17 protein-coding genes are annotated in these 15,962 nt (G+C 54.4%); 4 read left to right on the forward strand and 13 right to left on the reverse strand.

The window, feature by feature from the left end; translation table 11 throughout:
• Window position 1 precedes the first annotated feature (1 nt).
• Entirely contained in the window at window positions 2–724 is a 723-nt protein-coding gene (locus B5F35_RS00915; RefSeq protein WP_087237139.1) for a DUF554 domain-containing protein, read from the reverse strand.
• Window positions 725–895: 171 nt separating this feature from the next.
• Entirely contained in the window at window positions 896–2,002 is a 1,107-nt protein-coding gene (locus tag B5F35_RS00920) for an alpha/beta hydrolase (RefSeq protein ID WP_087237141.1), read from the reverse strand.
• A gap of 194 nt (window positions 2,003–2,196) precedes the next feature.
• On the opposite strand from B5F35_RS00920, the gene B5F35_RS00925 reads away from it, so the two are divergent.
• The 4 genes from B5F35_RS00925 (at window position 2,197) to B5F35_RS00940 (ending at window position 5,280) form a co-directional block, all read left to right on the forward strand.
• Window positions 2,197–2,565: a metal-dependent transcriptional regulator gene (locus B5F35_RS00925; RefSeq protein WP_087237143.1), complete on the forward strand. Its 369-nt coding sequence runs from the start codon at window positions 2,197–2,199 to the stop codon at window positions 2,563–2,565.
• Between the two features lie 177 nt (window positions 2,566–2,742).
• Window positions 2,743–3,114 carry an ArsR/SmtB family transcription factor gene (locus B5F35_RS00930; protein WP_087237145.1) on the forward strand — a complete coding sequence of 124 codons (372 nt, stop codon included), beginning with the start codon at window positions 2,743–2,745 and terminating at the stop codon, window positions 3,112–3,114.
• A 23-nt stretch (window positions 3,115–3,137) separates the two neighbouring features.
• Complete coding sequence (locus B5F35_RS00935) at window positions 3,138–3,353, forward strand: cation transporter (RefSeq protein WP_087237147.1); 216 nt, start codon at window positions 3,138–3,140, stop codon at window positions 3,351–3,353.
• A 58-nt stretch (window positions 3,354–3,411) separates the two neighbouring features.
• The gene (locus tag B5F35_RS00940; RefSeq protein ID WP_087237149.1) at window positions 3,412–5,280 is read left to right on the forward strand and encodes a heavy metal translocating P-type ATPase; all 1,869 of its coding nucleotides are present in this window, start codon (window positions 3,412–3,414) and stop codon (window positions 5,278–5,280) included.
• Between the two features lie 49 nt (window positions 5,281–5,329).
• Here B5F35_RS00940 and B5F35_RS00945 read toward each other — a convergent pair whose 3' ends face one another.
• The 11 genes from B5F35_RS00945 to miaA form a co-directional block, all read right to left on the reverse strand.
• Window positions 5,330–5,677, reverse strand: a complete 348-nt coding sequence (locus B5F35_RS00945) for a ComEA family DNA-binding protein (RefSeq protein ID WP_087237151.1) — start codon at window positions 5,675–5,677, stop codon at window positions 5,330–5,332.
• 23 nt (window positions 5,678–5,700) lie between these two features.
• Entirely contained in the window at window positions 5,701–6,519 is an 819-nt protein-coding gene (locus B5F35_RS00950) for a Cof-type HAD-IIB family hydrolase (protein ID WP_087237152.1), read from the reverse strand.
• The gene (locus tag B5F35_RS00955) at window positions 6,516–7,463 is read right to left on the reverse strand and encodes an RluA family pseudouridine synthase (protein ID WP_087237154.1); all 948 of its coding nucleotides are present in this window, start codon (window positions 7,461–7,463) and stop codon (window positions 6,516–6,518) included. Before B5F35_RS00955 ends, B5F35_RS00950 begins: the two co-directional genes overlap by 4 nt.
• Before the next feature lies 1 nt (window position 7,464).
• Window positions 7,465–7,947: a signal peptidase II gene (gene lspA, locus B5F35_RS00960; protein WP_087237156.1), complete on the reverse strand. Its 483-nt coding sequence runs from the start codon at window positions 7,945–7,947 to the stop codon at window positions 7,465–7,467.
• Window positions 7,948–8,056: 109 nt separating this feature from the next.
• Window positions 8,057–10,849, reverse strand: a complete 2,793-nt coding sequence (gene ileS, locus B5F35_RS00965; protein ID WP_087237158.1) for an isoleucine--tRNA ligase — start codon at window positions 10,847–10,849, stop codon at window positions 8,057–8,059.
• Between the two features lie 36 nt (window positions 10,850–10,885).
• Window positions 10,886–11,560: a DivIVA domain-containing protein gene (locus B5F35_RS00970; RefSeq protein WP_087237160.1), complete on the reverse strand. Its 675-nt coding sequence runs from the start codon at window positions 11,558–11,560 to the stop codon at window positions 10,886–10,888.
• Between the two features lie 45 nt (window positions 11,561–11,605).
• Entirely contained in the window at window positions 11,606–12,358 is a 753-nt protein-coding gene (locus tag B5F35_RS00975; RefSeq protein ID WP_242969341.1) for a YlmH/Sll1252 family protein, read from the reverse strand.
• Window position 12,359: 1 nt separating this feature from the next.
• Window positions 12,360–12,830, reverse strand: a complete 471-nt coding sequence (locus B5F35_RS00980; RefSeq protein WP_087237162.1) for a cell division protein SepF — start codon at window positions 12,828–12,830, stop codon at window positions 12,360–12,362.
• A gap of 44 nt (window positions 12,831–12,874) precedes the next feature.
• Entirely contained in the window at window positions 12,875–13,603 is a 729-nt protein-coding gene (locus tag B5F35_RS00985; protein WP_087237164.1) for a YggS family pyridoxal phosphate-dependent enzyme, read from the reverse strand.
• The gene (locus B5F35_RS00990) at window positions 13,581–14,879 is read right to left on the reverse strand and encodes a biotin/lipoyl attachment domain-containing protein (RefSeq protein ID WP_087237166.1); all 1,299 of its coding nucleotides are present in this window, start codon (window positions 14,877–14,879) and stop codon (window positions 13,581–13,583) included. The genes B5F35_RS00985 and B5F35_RS00990 overlap by 23 nt, the downstream gene beginning before the upstream one ends.
• Entirely contained in the window at window positions 14,876–15,901 is a 1,026-nt protein-coding gene (gene miaA, locus B5F35_RS00995) for a tRNA (adenosine(37)-N6)-dimethylallyltransferase MiaA (protein WP_087237167.1), read from the reverse strand. The genes B5F35_RS00990 and miaA overlap by 4 nt, the downstream gene beginning before the upstream one ends.
• Window positions 15,902–15,962: the final 61 nt, after the last annotated feature.

The raw sequence follows: 15,962 nt of genomic DNA on the forward strand, positions 1-15,962 counted from the left end.
TTCAGGAAAGCAGCGGCAAAACCCATTGGCTCCATGCCCAGCTCACGGGCATAGCCAGCACCATAGCCGGAATCATATCCGCAACGGGGAATTCCTTGATTTTTGCCATGCGGAAACCTGTGGTCAGCATCAAAATCCCGCCGCACGCCTTGAAATCGTCAATCATATCCGGCGTGGTCAGCGGAAAAATCAGTCTGGCGCCGAAGAACAGCAGCAGGAAAATAATCAGCTGCGGCACCGCAACTGCCGACACCGCAATTCCCAGATTGCAGGCAAACACAGCGGCGGTGAACAGATCCAGCACCGATTTTGCAATCAGCAGGGTATGATCACCCGTCATGCCGGAGCTGAGTGTACCGTAAATTCCTGTTCCGCTGGCACAAAACAGGACCAGGAGTGTTACCAATGAGGAGGAAAATTCCTCGTTCTCCCCTTTTGCAGGAAAAAGACGTGCGATTGGCTTTTGCAGAAGCTCCGCCCCACGGCGGATCAGAAGGCCGAGATGGCACGCAAGTCCAATGGCCGTCCCCGCCACCACGGCAAAGATGACGGCAGGCATATTTTTCATCAGGACGATGGAGGGAATCCCGATCCCCATGGCGCAGACGCCGAACGCAACATTCAATTCCTTCTTTAAAGAATCCGGAAGCTTATGACCGGCCAGCGCTCCCAGCAAACCGCCGATGACGACGGACAACACATTGACAATGACTCCGATTGGCATAGACTCTCTCTCTTTCCGTACGTGAATTTTACAGGAAATTCCTGCCTTTCTATTGTACAGGAAATCGAAAGTTTCATCAAGCCAAAATCAAAACCACATTTCGCAAGAGCATGCAGCATTTTGCACAAGCAATCCGCATACTGAAAATCAAAATTAACAAAAAACTTTCCTTTACAGCCCCTTTAATTCCTGCGCAATTTCCATACAGAGATCCTCGGTCTGCGGAAGGAAGCCCAGCTTGTCCAGGAAAGCATGGGAAACGCCATTGTAGCGGACAGCCCGCGCCTCACAGCCATTTTTGCGCAAAAGTCCCGCGTAATACTCTGTTTGCAGACGCAGACCGTCAAATTCCGCGGATATGCAGAGCGCTTTCGGCAATCCGCGGTGGCTCAAAGCCAGCAAAGGACTGACATAGGGATGGTAGGCCGCCTCCCGATTGGGAAGATAAACATGCTCCATTTCGATCCGATTATCTTCCTTCGACTGTGGACGGGCAATGCAGATCAAGGAATCAATCAGTTCCCTTTGTTCCTCACTGATTTCAAATTCTCCTAAATCGAAATGATAACCGGGATTCCCTGTATACAGCATGGTCACACAGGGATAAATCAGGACCTGAAGCGCAATAAAATGCGTCCCCATATCGCGATCCCAGAGAGAAACTGCCGCCGCAAGATTTCCTCCTGCGCTGTCGCCGCCTACCGCGATTTTGGTGCGGTCCACACCATATTCGTCTGCATGCTCCCAGACATGGCGCACCGCCGCGCAGCAGTCCTGAAACCCATTGGGAAATTTCTTTTCCGGTGCGAGTGAATAGTCCACATTAAACACAACAGCATCGGCAAGCTGCGCAATCAGACGGCAGGGGTTCTCCACCGTGTAGGGCGTACCGCCCATCCAGCCGCCGCCATGGAAAAAAATCAGACAGGGTTTTCCTGGCTTGCGCTCGGAAAAACGTCTGTAATACCGCCAGAGGCCCACCTCATTGTCGCCCGCGTGGATGGTTTCAAATTTGGTATACAGTTCCTCGGTACAAAGATTTCGATTGGGAAAGCCCATGGAATCCCGGATTTCCTGCACGCTGGGCTCCCTTGGCTCAGATGGCGTGTTCTCTTGTCCTGCCCGCTGACGCTCCATCAGTTCTCTTTCATGCTCGTCAAGCCAGCCCGAAGCCTTGGCCGTTGGGCTTTTCTTGATCAGCACCGGCATTCCCTCATAGGTTACCACCGTATCCTGACTTTGCAGAAAAGAAACCTCCTGCTGCTCATATTCTCTCATACTTGACTCCTCCCCATTCTAAAATTGGATAAAACATCCTATTTTTTCTATTGATTGCTTTCAGAGTAGCACATTGATACAAAAAAGTAAAGATTACGCTCCCCAATCAGTGGCAAAACCAGGACAAATTCTTGAATCGAAACGGGATGCATGATACAATAAAAACAGTAATCCTCAAATGGGAGTTGATCACTATGCAGATCCATGAATCTGCCGAAAACTATCTGGAAGCCATTTTGATTTTAAAGAAACGGAATGGCCAGGTTCGCTCGATTGATATTGCCAATGAACTTTCCTTCTCCAAACCCAGTGTAAGCGTGGCTATGAAGAATCTTCGCACAAACGGCTATATCTCCGTCGACGAGGATGGTTTCATTTCCTTGCTGGAAAAGGGCCAGGAAATTGCGGAAAAAATTTATGAACGCCATACCTTGATTTCCAACTGGCTGATTCACCTTGGAGTCGATCCCAAAATCGCGGCGGAGGACGCCTGCCGGATTGAACATGTTATCAGTGAGGAATCTTTTGCGGCTATGAAAGCCCATGCGGTGCAGGAAACCTGAATCCTTTCATTTTCCCGGCAGAATATTGGGGCGGCGCTTCGAAACCATCGAAGCGCCGCCCTTTTGCTATTTTACGCAAACGTGCAAAAAGTTTTGGGAAAGACTATTGACAGAATACAGGCGAATGCATATAATAACATTTGAACAGATATTCAAATATTTAAAGGAGGCAAATACATGACTTCCCTCTCCAACCAGTTTTCGGACGTTTCCGATAAATCCGCCCCGCCGGAAAGCGAAGCTTTGGCACAGACACGGGAAAGCCTTCCGGATGATGAAGTGCTGTATGATCTGGCAGAGCTGTTCAAGGTATTCGGCGACACAACGCGGGTGAAAATTCTATATGCGCTGTTTGAAAACGAACTGTGCGTCAATGACATTGCTCAATGCCTCAATACCACCCCCTCTGCTGTCAGCCACCAGCTTCGGATTTTAAAAAGCAGTAAGCTGGTGCGTTTTCGGCGGGAAGGCAAAACCGTTTTTTACGCTCTGGATGATGATCATGTGCGGAGCATGATCGCCCTGGGGCTGGACCACATTGCGGAATAATTTGCAGAAAAGGAGTGCTCACGATGAAAAAGAAGCTGAAGATTGATGTGGACTGCGCAAACTGCGCCGCCAAGATGGAAAGTGCCGTGAAAAAGCTGGACGGTGTAACGGATGCGGCTATCAGCTTTATGAGCCAGCGGCTGATTCTGGAGGCTGATGAGGACCGCTTTGACAGCGTCCTGAAAGAAGTCATCCGGACATGCAAGCGGGTGGAGCCTGACTGTGAGATTTATCTGTAAAAAACGGCGGGAGAGCTGAGTCCATGCTCTCCCGCCCCTTTGAGGAGGCATCGCTGAAATGAACAGGAAACAAAAGACTATTCTGATTCGCATTCTACTCACAGCAGTGCTTACGCTCGCACTGCATCCGCTTCCCGTTGAAGGCTGGGCGCGTCTCCTCCTCACCCTGATTCCCTACCTGCTGATTGGCTGGGATATCCTGCGAAAAGCTGTTCTTGGGATTTTTCACCGGGAACTGTTTGATGAAAATTTCCTGATGTCCATTGCCACCATCGGCGCTTTGGTTCTGGGGCAATACGAGGAAAGCGTTGAGGTGATGCTCTTCTATCAAATCGGCGAGCTGTTTCAGAGCTATGCCGTCGGAAAAAGCCGCCGCAGCATTGCTTCCCTGATGGATATCCGCCCTGATTTCGCCAACGTGGAGCGTGACGGGCAGATCGTTCAGGTGGATCCCGAGGAGGTACAGCCGGGCGACTGCATTGTTGTCCGGCCGGGAGAGCGGATTCCGCTGGATGGAACGGTCCTGGAAGGTGTGTCCGCTCTCAATACAAGCGCTCTCACGGGGGAAAGCCTCCCGCGTGATGTGGTTCCGGGCAGCGATGTCATCAGCGGATGCGTGAACCTTTCCGGCCTTCTGCGCATTCGTGTGACAAAGCCGTTTGAGGAATCCACCGTCAACCGGATCCTGGAGTTAGTGGAGAATTCCAGTTTGAAAAAGTCCAAAACGGAAAATTTTATCACACGCTTTGCCCATTACTATACGCCTATTGTTTGCATTGGAGCAGTGCTGCTTGCTGTTCTTCCGCCGCTATTTCTGGGAAACTGGCCGGAATGGATCAGCCGTGCATTGACCTTCCTTGTGATCAGCTGTCCCTGCGCGCTGGTCATCAGCATTCCACTTTCCTTCTTCGGCGGGATTGGCGGGGCAAGCCGGGCGGGAATCCTTGTTAAGGGCGGCACGGATCTGGAATCGCTGGCGCGCACCAAAACCATTGTATTTGACAAAACCGGGACGCTCACCCAGGGCGTATTTACCGTCACCGAAATGACGCCCGCTCCGGGATGGGATGCGGGCGATCTTCTGGAACTGGCCGCGCTGGCGGAAGTCTATTCCAACCATCCAATCAGCCGCAGCCTGCGCGACGCCTGTGCGCACCCGCTGGATTTGGAGCGCGTTGGAGAGAGCGAGGAGCTGGCAGGCAGCGGCGTGATTACCTGGGTGGACGGAAAACAGGTTGCCGCCGGAAATGCCCGCCTGATGAACCACATCCACGTTGCCTTTACAGAAAACACCCACCCAGGCACCATCGTCTATCTCGCGGTAAACGGCAGCTTTGCGGGCTCTATTGTGATCAGCGATCAGCTCAAGGCCTCCTCGATGCAGGCTATGAAAGAGCTCCAAGCGCAGGGAATTCGTACGGTCCTGCTGACCGGAGACTCGGAAAAAGCGGCGCAGGCTGTGGGCAGCGCACTGAAAATAGATGAAATCCACAGCGGCCTTCTTCCCGATGGCAAAGTAGAGCATGTGGAACGCCTCCTGGCCGCCAAGCCCCAGAAAAGCACCCTCGCTTTCGTGGGAGACGGCATCAACGATGCGCCTGTCCTTACCCGCGCTGACGTCGGCATTGCTATGGGCGCCATGGGAAGCGATGCGGCTATTGAAGCGGCGGACGTGGTGCTGATGGACGACGATCCCCGCAAGATTTCTCTTGCCATGCGGATCGCACGCAAGTGCCTGCGGATCGTAAAGGAAAATATCATCTTTGCGCTCAGTGTGAAAATCATCTGCCTGCTTCTCGGTGCCCTTGGAAAAGCCGGCATGCAGGCGGCGATTTTCGCGGATGTAGGCGTGATGGTGCTGGCTGTACTCAATGCGGTGCGCACGCTCCGCGTTGATCACATGTCGAAAAACTCCTCGCAAGCATAAAAACGCCCCCTCTCCCTGTCTTTGACGCAGAGAGAAGGGGCGTTCCTCTTTATTCCACCGTAACAGAATCGCGAAGCTTTTCCAGTGTCTTTTCTCCGATTCCGTAGACCTGTTCCAGTTCCTCCACGGAAGTAAACGGTCCGTTCTCTTCCCGATAGTCCAGAATTGCCTGCGCAGTCACAGGCCCTATGCCAGGAAGCGTATCCAGCTGCTCCAAGGTAGCCGTGTTAAGATTCACGGGCCATTCCGGAGAGGAGGAAGCTTCCTCGGAAACAACACTCACCACCACAGGACGTGTCACCTCCGGGACAAAGAAAGCCTGATAAGCTACCAGTACAGCCGCCAAGAGGAGCGCCGTACCGATTAGGATGCGCGTTTGCACCGATTCCTTGTCCATATCTCTCTCCTCCTTGCCCGCTTTCACGGACAATCGGAGCAGAGCTGTTCCAGATACTCCACCAAATCCGCGAGCGCGCCGTCCGTACAGGAGCACACCACCAGCTCCGCCTGTTTTTGCAGCTGTTCCGGAGCGTTTGCGGGAACCACCGCGTGTCCAGCGGCTTGCAGCAGTTCCTCATCGTTATAGAAATCCCCAATGGCATACACCTGCTCCAGCGGGATTCCCAGATATGCGGCAAGTTTGCGGAGCAGCTTCCCCTTGTTGGCCTCGGACGGGAGGATTTCCAGATAGTTTTCCGAGGAAAACACAAACCGCAGGCCGTCGTGCGGCAGAGTCTCCGCAAAGGCCATCGCCTCCTGAACAAGAGCAGGATCTCCCCCGAAAAACAGCTTCATCCAGGGGGCAAAACAGGCCGTCTCCACACCATCCGTAAAGGAATATAATTCCGGAGTCTTTGTGTTTTTGATGTACGAGGTACGCCGGACAATTCCTATGCTATCCTGGTAAAAACACTCCATCCCAAGTGTGGGAAAGCGATCATACATTTGCTTGAGCAAAGGAGCGGCCTCCTCCTTGGCAAGAGGGCAGGACTCCAATACCTTTTGCTGTTTGTAGTCGTAGAGCAAAGCGCCATTGAGACAGATCGCCGGCGCATTCACGGGCAGACGGTCCAGAAACTGCCCGGCGGATCCAATGGAACGGCCCGTCGCCAATGTGAAACGCCCGCCCTTCTCCGCAAAGCGGCGCAGAGCAGAAAGGTTGCGTTCCGGAATTTCACGCCCACCCGGCAACAGGGTTCCATCAATGTCGCTTGCAATCAGGATTTGATCCCATTTCATGCTTCTTCGCCTCTCTCCCCACCCGCCTTACGGCGCAGTTTCTCCAGAAACGCGGTAAAATAGGAGGGCAGCTCGCTGTCAAATTCCATCCAGCGCCCATCCCGCGGATGAGCAAATCCAATGGATTTGGCGTGCAGACACTGGCCATGCAGCTCAGTCAGCACTTTCTTTGGCCCATAGACTTCATCTCCCGCGACCGGATGCCCCAGATAGGCCATGTGCACCCGGATCTGGTGCGTGCGGCCTGTTTCCAGCCGAAGCCGCACATGGGTAAAACCCGGATAGCGTGCCAGAACTTCATAATGCGTGACAGCAGAACGGGAATGCTGCTGTGTAACCGCCATTTTTTTTCGCTCCACCGGATGCCGTCCAATCGGCGCATCCACTGTGCCGCTGTCCTCCCGCAGCGAACCATAGACCACTGCTTCATAAGTACGCGTGAATGTATGGGCTTTGATCTGCTCCGCAAGGCGCAGGTGTGCAAAATCATTCTTTGCGACTATCAGAAGCCCGCTTGTATTCTTGTCGATCCGGTGGACAATTCCGGGGCGGATCACCCCGCCGATCCCGGAAAGCGAGCCCCTGCAATGCGCCAAAAGGGCATTCACCAGTGTTCCGGAAGGATTTCCCGCCGCGGGATGTACTACCATCCCCTTAGGCTTGTTCACCACCAGAAGATCCTCATCCTCATACACGATGGCAAGAGGGATCTCCTCGGGAAGCACATCTGCCGAAACAGGATCCGGAATGGTCACAAGGATGCGGTCTCCCGCCTTTACACGGTAGGATTTCGCCAGCGGTTTTCCGTCCTTCTGCACCGCTTCTGCCTCCGTCAGTTTTTCTACCGCCGTTCGTGTCAAATCCTCCATTTTTCCCGCAAGGAAACGATCCAACCTCTGGCCTTCCTCCTCCGGAAGAACAGCCAATTCCTCGGTGCGCGCCATCTCAGCGTTTTCTCCGCAGAACCGGCTCACCCGCCGGCTTTTTCTCCGCAAAAAAGAGAACATGGATCACAAACAAAGCCGTTCCGATGACAACGGCACAATCCGCAAAATTAAATACGGGCGGAAAAAACGAGACATGGATATAATCCACTACATAGCCCAGCCACACGCGATCCACCATATTGCCAAGGCCTCCGCCCAAAATCAGCGCGCTTGCCAGATAAGTCAGCGTTGTGTGATGATGGTAGCGGAACAGCAGGATCAAAATGACCACCATCAGAATCCCAGTCATGATGATGAAAAACCAACGCTGATTGCTTAAAATTCCGAATGCGGCTCCCCGGTTTTCCACATAAGTAAAATCCAGCAGTCCCTCAATCAGGACATGCGTTCCAACCGGCTTGAGATTTTGAACCACAACATATTTCAGGATCTGATCCACGACAGCCAGCACAACGGCAAGTCCTATCATCAGAATCGGCACGGTTATCTTCCTCCTTGGTGTGCAAAAGGCGGGCAGCCCTTTTTCGGATATCCTGCCCGCCTTTGTTCTTTCTCATACGCCGCACATCTTCATGCCACAGCAAACTATTTTATTCCATTACAGATGCGCAGCGGCTGCAAAGATCCGGATGCTCCGCAGATGTGCCGACTGTATTGCTGTAGCACCAGCAGCGGGCGCACTTCTCACCCTCTGCATGGGATACGGTCATGGAAAGTCCGGGAACCGCCTCACCGGCGTGCTCACCCGTTCCTCCCTGCTCCACTTCAAGCTGCGAGACGATAAAGACTGGGATCAGCTCCTCCTTCATGGAAGAAATGAACTCATACAGCTCACCGTCGCAGAAAAGGCATACCTTTGCGTCAAGCGACGAACCGATGACCTTCTCCTTACGGGCTGCTTCCAGAGCCTTCTTTACGTCGTCACGAATCTGATGGATGCGATCCCAGCGCGCGATAAAGCTCTCATCCACGGTAATTCCGCTCGTGCGGGGCATCTCATTAAAGAGCACGCAGGCCGGATCCGCTGAAGCATCATGCGGCATGGCATGCCAGATTTCGTCGGAGGTGAACGCGAGGATCGGGGAAATCAGACGGGTGAGAGCGTCCAGAACGCGATACATGGCCGTCTGTGCCGCGCGGCGCGTCAGGCTGTCCGCCTTTTCCGTATAGAGACGATCCTTTGCAACATCCAGATAGAAGTTCGACAGATCCACAACGCAGAAATTATGAACCGTATGATAGACCTGATGGAATTCGTACCCCTCATATCCCTCATGGCAGCGCTGCATGACGCCTTCCAGCTTTTTCAGCACCCAGAGATCGATCGGGAACAGCTTCTCATCGGGAACCATATCGGTATTCGGATCGAAATCCTTGAGGTTGCCGAGAATAAAACGCGCGGTATTGCGGATCTTGCGATATGCGTCGGAAAGCTGCTTGAGGATTTCCTTGGAAATACGAATATCCGCATGGTAATCAGAGGAAGCCACCCACAGACGCAGGATATCCGCGCCATACTGATCGATCACTTCCTGGGGATCGATTCCGTTGCCGGCGGATTTATGCATCTGTCGTCCCTCGCCGTCCACAACCCAGCCGTGCGTGACGACACTGCGGTACGGCGCCTGGCCGCGCCATGCAACAGACGTCAGCAGAGAGGACTGGAACCAGCCGCGGTACTGATCCGCACCTTCCAGATAGAGGTCCGCCGGCCAGTGCAGCTCCGGCCGCTGATCGGCCACAGCCGCATGCGTAACGCCGGAGTCGAACCAGACGTCCATAATATCGCGCTCTTTTTCAAACGATGTGCAGCCGCACTTTTTGCAGGCCGTCCCGGCGGGCAGAAGCTCAGACTCCGGCTTTGCATACCAGGCGTCGGAGCCTTCCTGCGCAAAGATGGCGGAAATGTGCATCATCACATCCTTGTCGATCAGCGGCTCACCGCAGTCCTTGCAGTAGAAAATCGGGATCGGGACACCCCAGCGGCGCTGACGGGAAATACACCAATCCTTGCGATCCTCCACCATCGCGGTGATACGATCGCGGCCCCATCCGGGAATCCACTGTACCTTATTGATCTCTTCGACAGCTTTTTCCTTGATCGCGTCCACAGAGCAGAACCACTGCTCTGTCGCACGGAACAGAATCGGGTTCTTGCAGCGCCAGCAGTGCGGATACTGGTGAACGATCCGCTGGGTTGCCAGCATGGCGCCCGTCTCCTCCAGATGCGCGCCGATCACCTTATTGGCCTCCGAGGTGGTCAGACCGGCAAACTGTCCGGCCTCCGCCGTCAGGCGGCCATCGGCGTCCACCGGCACCACAATCTCGATTTCCGGATACTTCTTGCAGATATCGAAGTCCTCTACACCGAAGCCCGGAGCTGTGTGAACACAGCCCGTACCGCTTTCCAGGGTAACATGGTCGCCCACGATCACCAGGCTGGTACGATCGAGGAAGGGATGCTGCGCCTTCATATATTCCAGATCGCTTCCACGGAAGGAGGCGACTGTCTCATATTCCTCAATGCCCGCTGCCTTCATTGCATTCTCCGCGAGAGCCGCCGCCATCACATAATATTCGTCACCGCAGCGCAGAAGGGAATATTCAAAATCGGGGCCAAGGCAGATTGCCAAGTTGCCCGGCAGCGTCCAGGTTGTCGTCGTCCAGATCACAAAGAACACTTTGGACGGATCAATGCCAAGAGCGGAAAAACGGCCCTTGTCGTCCACTGTGCGGAATTTGACATACACGGACACGCAAGGATCCTCGGCATATTCGATTTCTGCTTCAGCCAGCGCCGTCTTGCAGTCGGGGCACCAGTAAACCGGCTTGAGCCCTTTATAGATGTAACCCTTGGTTGCCATCTCAGAGAAAATTTCAATCTGCTTGGCCTCAAAATCATGGGTCAGCGTGATATAGGGATGATCCCAATCACCAATGCCGCCCAAACGCTTGAACTGGTTGCGCTGCCCGTCCAGATACATCATGGCGAACTCGCGGCAAATCTTTCTGAGTTCCACGTCCGAAATGGTGGTGGAATTCCCCACACCCGCTTTCTTGCGGGCCTTCAGCTCCGTGGGAAGGCCGTGCGTATCCCAGCCCGGCACATAGGGGGCCTTGAAGCCGGCCATGTTGCGGTAGCGCACGATGAAATCCTTGAGCGTCTTATTCAGCGCCGTGCCGAGATGAATGTCGCCGTTGGCATACGGAGGGCCGTCATGCAGAACGAAAAGCGGCTTGCCTTCGTTCTTCTCCATCAGTTTCTCATAGATTCCATCCTTCTCCCACTGCTCCAGCATGCCGGGCTCCCGTTTGGGAAGTCCCGCCTGCATGGCAAAATCCGTCTCGGGGAGGTTCAGCGTCTTTTTGTAATCCTGGGCCATGTCTTTTTCTCTCCTGTATTTGTAATATTGATTGCGTTAGAATTCATCAAAATTCGACACATTAGCCTGAAACTCCAGCGTCGGCTCCTGAACCTCCTCAGGGACAGGCGTGGGGCGCTGTTCAAAGAAGGCAGGCTCAAGCTCCACCTGCTCCTCCTCGGGCGCATCCACCGCGGGTTCCGGGATGGAGGGCGCGGACTGAGGCGCGGGCTCTTCCTTCTTCTCCCCCGGAAGAGCGTCTATCAGCGTCAAATGGCGGCGATACATTTCCAAAAGCTGCGCGCGGAATTCCGCTACCTGCTTTTTCAAATCGGCCATCTGCTGCTTTTTCTGCTGGATTTGCTCCTCTGCTCCGGCGACAATGTGTTCCGCTTTGAGGTTCGCATCCTTGAGGATGATTTCAGCCTTGTGGCGCGCTTCCCGAATGGAAGCGTCTCCAAGCTTCTGCGCGCTGACGAGCGCGTTCTTGATCTCGTCCTCTTCGCTGCGGTAGTCCTCAATCTTTCCGGCCAGAAGCTCTATTTTCTTCTGCATCTGGCGTTTTTCTTCCTCGATGCGTTCCATCTCTTCCCGCTGCGCCAGACTCTTCTGCGTCAGCTCTTCCACTGTGTCCCGCACCTGATCGATAAAGGCGTCAACATCTTCCGGCCGGTAACCGGAGAAACCGGCCTTACGGAAGCTGACGTTTGTAATATCGTTCAACGAAAGCATGCCCCTGCGTCCCCTTTCCCTGCTTTGATCCGTCCAAGCCGCTGCTCAGACATATTTTCTGCCTGTCAGGCAAAGCCGTCCCTTTTTTGTATAGGGTCCCAGGCGGTCAATCACAAATTTTCCTTTTCCCCTGACAGAAAGTTTTGCTCCTTCCTCCACCGGGCAGGAGACAGAGGTTTCCTCACGGTAATTGAGCGTCACCAATCCCGCGGCAATGGCTGCCGCAGCCTTTTCGCGGCTCAGACCTGCGAGCGCCGCTGTCACACAGTCCAAACGGGGAGAAGCCACCACAGCGGAAAGCTCCTCAAAACGGTGCGCCTGCGGAAATGGTTCTTCCGCTCCCTCCATCAGCTTTACGCCGGTACGCCCGATTTTCTCCGTCTGCCCGACAAGAAAAGACGCAACCTCCTCGCGCACAAAAAAGACCGCCCTGCCCTCTTCCAGCAGGATGTCTCCCAGCGCCTCCCTCTGGATCCCCCGGGAGAGCAGGCCGCCCAGAAAATCGCGATGCGAGAGGGCGTCCTCACGGCGAAAGCGCGCGGTGATCGCTGCCAGCGGAAAAGCGGACGGCTCCGGATCCAAATAGGACGGAAACGCGCCGAACAGGACGCGCTCCGCCTCCTCGTGACCGCCCCACAGCAGGAAACGGTCAAAGCGCAGACGGCGCATCACACCACGCGCAATCTCCGCTTCTCTTTCATCCAGAAAGCCTACGAAATGACATCTGTTTTTCTGTTCCGCCATCCTGACGGCGTCGGAAAGGCGAGCCGTCAGCACAGCATCCTGGCCGGCTTCCATCTTAATAGTAAGCTCCGTTGTTCTCAAGCTCGTCCATCAGATCGTCGCCTGTCAGATCCACATTGTAGGGAATAATAATATAGGTATTGGTTGCCACCCGCTTAATCTTACCACCGTTGGCATAGGCCACACCGGACAGGAAATCGATAATGCGGCGGGAAACATCCTTTTCCGTATTTTCCAGATTCAGCACTACCGTGTGCATTTTCAAAAGCTCGTCCGCAATGGCGCGCGTCTCCTCGGCAAAATTCTGAGGCTTGAAGAGCACAACCTGAAGCTGAGCCGTTGCGTGAATATTGACGACCTTATTCCCGGAGGAAGCGGAAGAGGAATGTCTTGAGGTTTCTCTGTCCCGGGTTTCGATCGGGGTAATGTCCTCGTCTTCCTCGCGATCGTCCTCTTCATAATACTCATCGTACTCGTCGTCCGGAGGACTCCACATATTTTTAATTTTCTGTACAAACCCTGCCATGATCCAAACCTCCCGGCTGTCTAATTTCATCCCTCCAAAGGGAATTAATGGTAATTTCTGGGACCAAACAGAGCAGAACCGACCCGCACCAGATTGGCGCCTGCCCGTACCGCATCCGCAAAGTCCGCCGACATGCCCATTGACAGATAATCCATAGTAATATTATCTATTCTTTTCTGCTTTATGTCAATAAAATATTGTGTCATTCTGGAAAAAAAGCGGATCGTCTCCTCTCTGGAAGCTTCCGCGGGCGGAATCGCCATCAAACCGCGCACATGGACACACGGCAGAACGGCGGCCTGTTCAAGCAGTTCCGGCAGCGCCTCGGGCAGAACACCCGATTTGTTTTCCTCGCGCCCGATGTTGACCTCCAGCAGAATATCCATCTGTGTACCCGCCTTTTCCGCCTGCCGCGAGATTTCCTGGGCCAGACGTACGCTGTCCACAGACTGAATCATGCTGACACGGCCGATCAGCTGGCGCACCTTGTTTGTCTGCAAATGGCCGATAAACTGTACGTCCACCGGCGCATAGCCGTCGTATTTTTCACACAGCTCCTGCACCCGGTTTTCCCCGATGTGCCGGATTCCCAGCGCAATCCCGTGATTGATGACCTCCACCGGGACCGTCTTTGTGGCCGCCAGCAGCGTCACCTCCTGCGGAGAGCGTCCGGAATCCAGGGCGGCCTTTTCCAGCTCGGCGCAAATCCTTTTATAGTTTTCTTCCACATCGCGGAATCTCTGTTCCAGCTCACTTGACAACCTTTCCGTCATACAAATCGGTCCCTTCCACCACAATTTCATCATAAAGCTGTACCGTCTCGGACGTCATCAGTTCCTCCGGATCCGGGTTCGGATCGCAGATTACATACGTTGAGGTGCTGTAAAGCGGGACGATCTGCCGGAAGACTATCTCGCTTCCGTGCATCACATACACACCCTTGACCTCCCGCGTCTCCGTGGTTTCCTCCCCGTCCTCATTTTCCACCGTTCGGGTCACCTCCGCGAAATGCACCGCCTTCTGGCTGACGCGGATGCCGCTGTACTCTGTCACGGAAACAGCGCAGGTTTCCGTGCGCAGCCGTGCAAGCTCTTCGTTCATCGTACTGCACTCCAGTACCACCGCCGCCTGCGACTCAATGCTTTCCTGATTGACTGCGCGGACAACAGCCGTTACGGAGCCGGAGGTGGCAAAGGGGAAGCTTAGAGAAACAGCGTTCCCCTCTATAAATTTCATTGCATCCTCGGCGGAAACGACACAGACAAAGTACCATTTGAATTCCCTGCAGATTTTCCCCACCGCATCTGCCGGGGGAGAAACCTGCGTTTGCAGCTTTTCCTGATACTGCTCCGGTGTGATGGTGAGTATGGAGCTGTAGTCAAAGACGGACTCATAGCCGTCCACTTCACTGATAAACGTCCCTGCGGATGGAGCCGTTATGGTACCCAGCACCTGACGGTTTGCGGTAAGCGCGTCCCGCTGCTGCGTCAGGGACGCAATCCGATCGTTGAAGTTGGCTACCTTGTTGGTTACAATTTGACGTTCATTGAGGACATACAGAAGATCCTCCCTCGGCTCATCCAGAGAATCATATTCCCCGGATGCAGATGTCTGCAGGAGCGCAATCAGCTTCTGACTGATCTGCTTGGTGAGAGAATCTTGATCCACTGCGTATGTACTGCCCGGAGAGGAAAGCTTTTGCAGCTGGGAAATCTGAAGATTCAGCGTTTCAATCTGCTTCTGGGCGGCTGCGTCCTGCTCCGTTGCATAGAGCTCCGCAACCGTGCCGCCCTTGGAAACCTTACCGCCATCCTCCACCACATAGGTGATCACGCCGTTTGTCTGCTGCTGGATAACGCTCTCCTTGCGCACCGCTGTTCCGGTTGCCTGCACGATTTCGGCAGTTCCCGGATCGTCCGCCTGCACATAAACGGCCACCTCGGTTTTCACAGAGGTATAGTTGGCGTTATACACCTGATACCCGATGTAAAAAAGAAGCAGAAAGGCGACGCAGAACGCTGCCAGCCTGCGGATCAACGGACTGTTCAAACCTCACGCTCCCTTTCCGCCGCCTGATTTCCAAAGCTTTTTTCTGGCACACCGGAATCCGGTTCCTCTTCATTATAACGAATCGACAGTTCTTTTGCAACTATGGAAGAAGTTTCCTGCAAAAGCAGATCGTCCGATACTCGATCCCGCTCGATCCAATGGATCGCCTCCTCCCGGCGGAACCAGGTAAGCTGGCGCTTTGCATAGCGCCTTGTGCCCTGCCGCAGTCTGTCCGCGGCTTCTTCCAGTGAACATTCTCCCCTGAAGCAGGGAAAAAATTCCTTGCAGCCGATCGCCTGTTTGACTGTGGCTGCACCGGGAAATTCCATCAAGCGGCGCGCTTCGTCCAGCAAACCGTTTTCGAGCATCACACCGACGCGGCGGTTGATCCGATCGTACAGCAGGGAACGATCCGCATAGGTCAGACCAATCCAGCACGCTTGGTATGGAGAAGGCTCGCGTCTTGACTCTTCCCGCAGGCTGGCCATGGTTTTTCCCGTCAGCCGGCACAGTTCAAGAGCACGCACAATCCGCTTTACATCCCGGCGGGAAAGGCGTGCCGCTGTCTCCGGATCCAGACTGCGCAGCTCTTCCAAAAGAATGAGCGCCCCTTCCTGCTGTGCACGCTGCTCCAGCTCTGCGCGCAGTGCATTGTCCCGCGGTTCCTCTGAAAAGGAAATATTATGCAGAAGGGAGGATACATACAAGCCTGTCCCACCCACAACGATGGGCAGGTGCCCTCTCGCCCGGATCTCCCGGATAACCTGACCGGCCAGCGTCACATAATCCGCCACACTGAACGGCTTGTCCCAGTCAAGAAACGCCAGCAGATGATGCGGCACACCACACATTTCCTCCTGAGAGGGCTGCGCCGTGCTGATGGGAAGCCCTCGGTAAATCTGCATGGAATCGGCAGACACCACCTCGCCGTCAAAACGCTGGGCCAGCCGAATAGCCAGCTCTGTTTTGCCGGAAGCTGTCGGCCCGACCACCGCGATCACCGGTATCATTTCCTTTTGCATGGGTTCCCTCCCTTCTGAACCGTGCGGGCCTTACCTCTATCATAGAACGAGAGGCCCGCGA

Origin of the sequence: Anaeromassilibacillus sp. An200, from assembly GCF_002160025.1 — a bacterium.
Classification (GTDB): domain Bacteria; phylum Bacillota; class Clostridia; order Oscillospirales; family Acutalibacteraceae; genus Caccousia; species Caccousia stercoris.

What these genes read in the sequence shown, in the direction of transcription:
- B5F35_RS00935 (WP_087237147.1), top strand. Translation starts at nt 3,138, where the DNA reads ATGAAAAAGAAGCTGAAGATTGATGTGGACTGCGCAAACTGCGCCGCC.
- B5F35_RS00980 (WP_087237162.1), bottom strand. Translation starts at nt 12,830, where the DNA reads ATGGCAGGGTTTGTACAGAAAATTAAAAATATGTGGAGTCCTCCGGAC.
- B5F35_RS00920 (WP_087237141.1), bottom strand. Translation starts at nt 2,002, where the DNA reads ATGAGAGAATATGAGCAGCAGGAGGTTTCTTTTCTGCAAAGTCAGGAT.
- B5F35_RS00925 (WP_087237143.1), top strand. Translation starts at nt 2,197, where the DNA reads ATGCAGATCCATGAATCTGCCGAAAACTATCTGGAAGCCATTTTGATT.
- B5F35_RS00975 (WP_242969341.1), bottom strand. Translation starts at nt 12,358, where the DNA reads ATGGAAGCCGGCCAGGATGCTGTGCTGACGGCTCGCCTTTCCGACGCC.
- ileS (WP_087237158.1), bottom strand. Translation starts at nt 10,849, where the DNA reads ATGGCCCAGGATTACAAAAAGACGCTGAACCTCCCCGAGACGGATTTT.
- miaA (WP_087237167.1), bottom strand. Translation starts at nt 15,901, where the DNA reads ATGCAAAAGGAAATGATACCGGTGATCGCGGTGGTCGGGCCGACAGCT.
- B5F35_RS00930 (WP_087237145.1), top strand. Translation starts at nt 2,743, where the DNA reads ATGACTTCCCTCTCCAACCAGTTTTCGGACGTTTCCGATAAATCCGCC.
- B5F35_RS00950 (WP_087237152.1), bottom strand. Translation starts at nt 6,519, where the DNA reads ATGAAATGGGATCAAATCCTGATTGCAAGCGACATTGATGGAACCCTG.
- B5F35_RS00985 (WP_087237164.1), bottom strand. Translation starts at nt 13,603, where the DNA reads ATGACGGAAAGGTTGTCAAGTGAGCTGGAACAGAGATTCCGCGATGTG.
- B5F35_RS00940 (WP_087237149.1), top strand. Translation starts at nt 3,412, where the DNA reads ATGAACAGGAAACAAAAGACTATTCTGATTCGCATTCTACTCACAGCA.
- B5F35_RS00945 (WP_087237151.1), bottom strand. Translation starts at nt 5,677, where the DNA reads ATGGACAAGGAATCGGTGCAAACGCGCATCCTAATCGGTACGGCGCTC.
- B5F35_RS00915 (WP_087237139.1), bottom strand. Translation starts at nt 724, where the DNA reads ATGCCAATCGGAGTCATTGTCAATGTGTTGTCCGTCGTCATCGGCGGT.
- B5F35_RS00955 (WP_087237154.1), bottom strand. Translation starts at nt 7,463, where the DNA reads ATGGCGCGCACCGAGGAATTGGCTGTTCTTCCGGAGGAGGAAGGCCAG.
- B5F35_RS00970 (WP_087237160.1), bottom strand. Translation starts at nt 11,560, where the DNA reads ATGCTTTCGTTGAACGATATTACAAACGTCAGCTTCCGTAAGGCCGGT.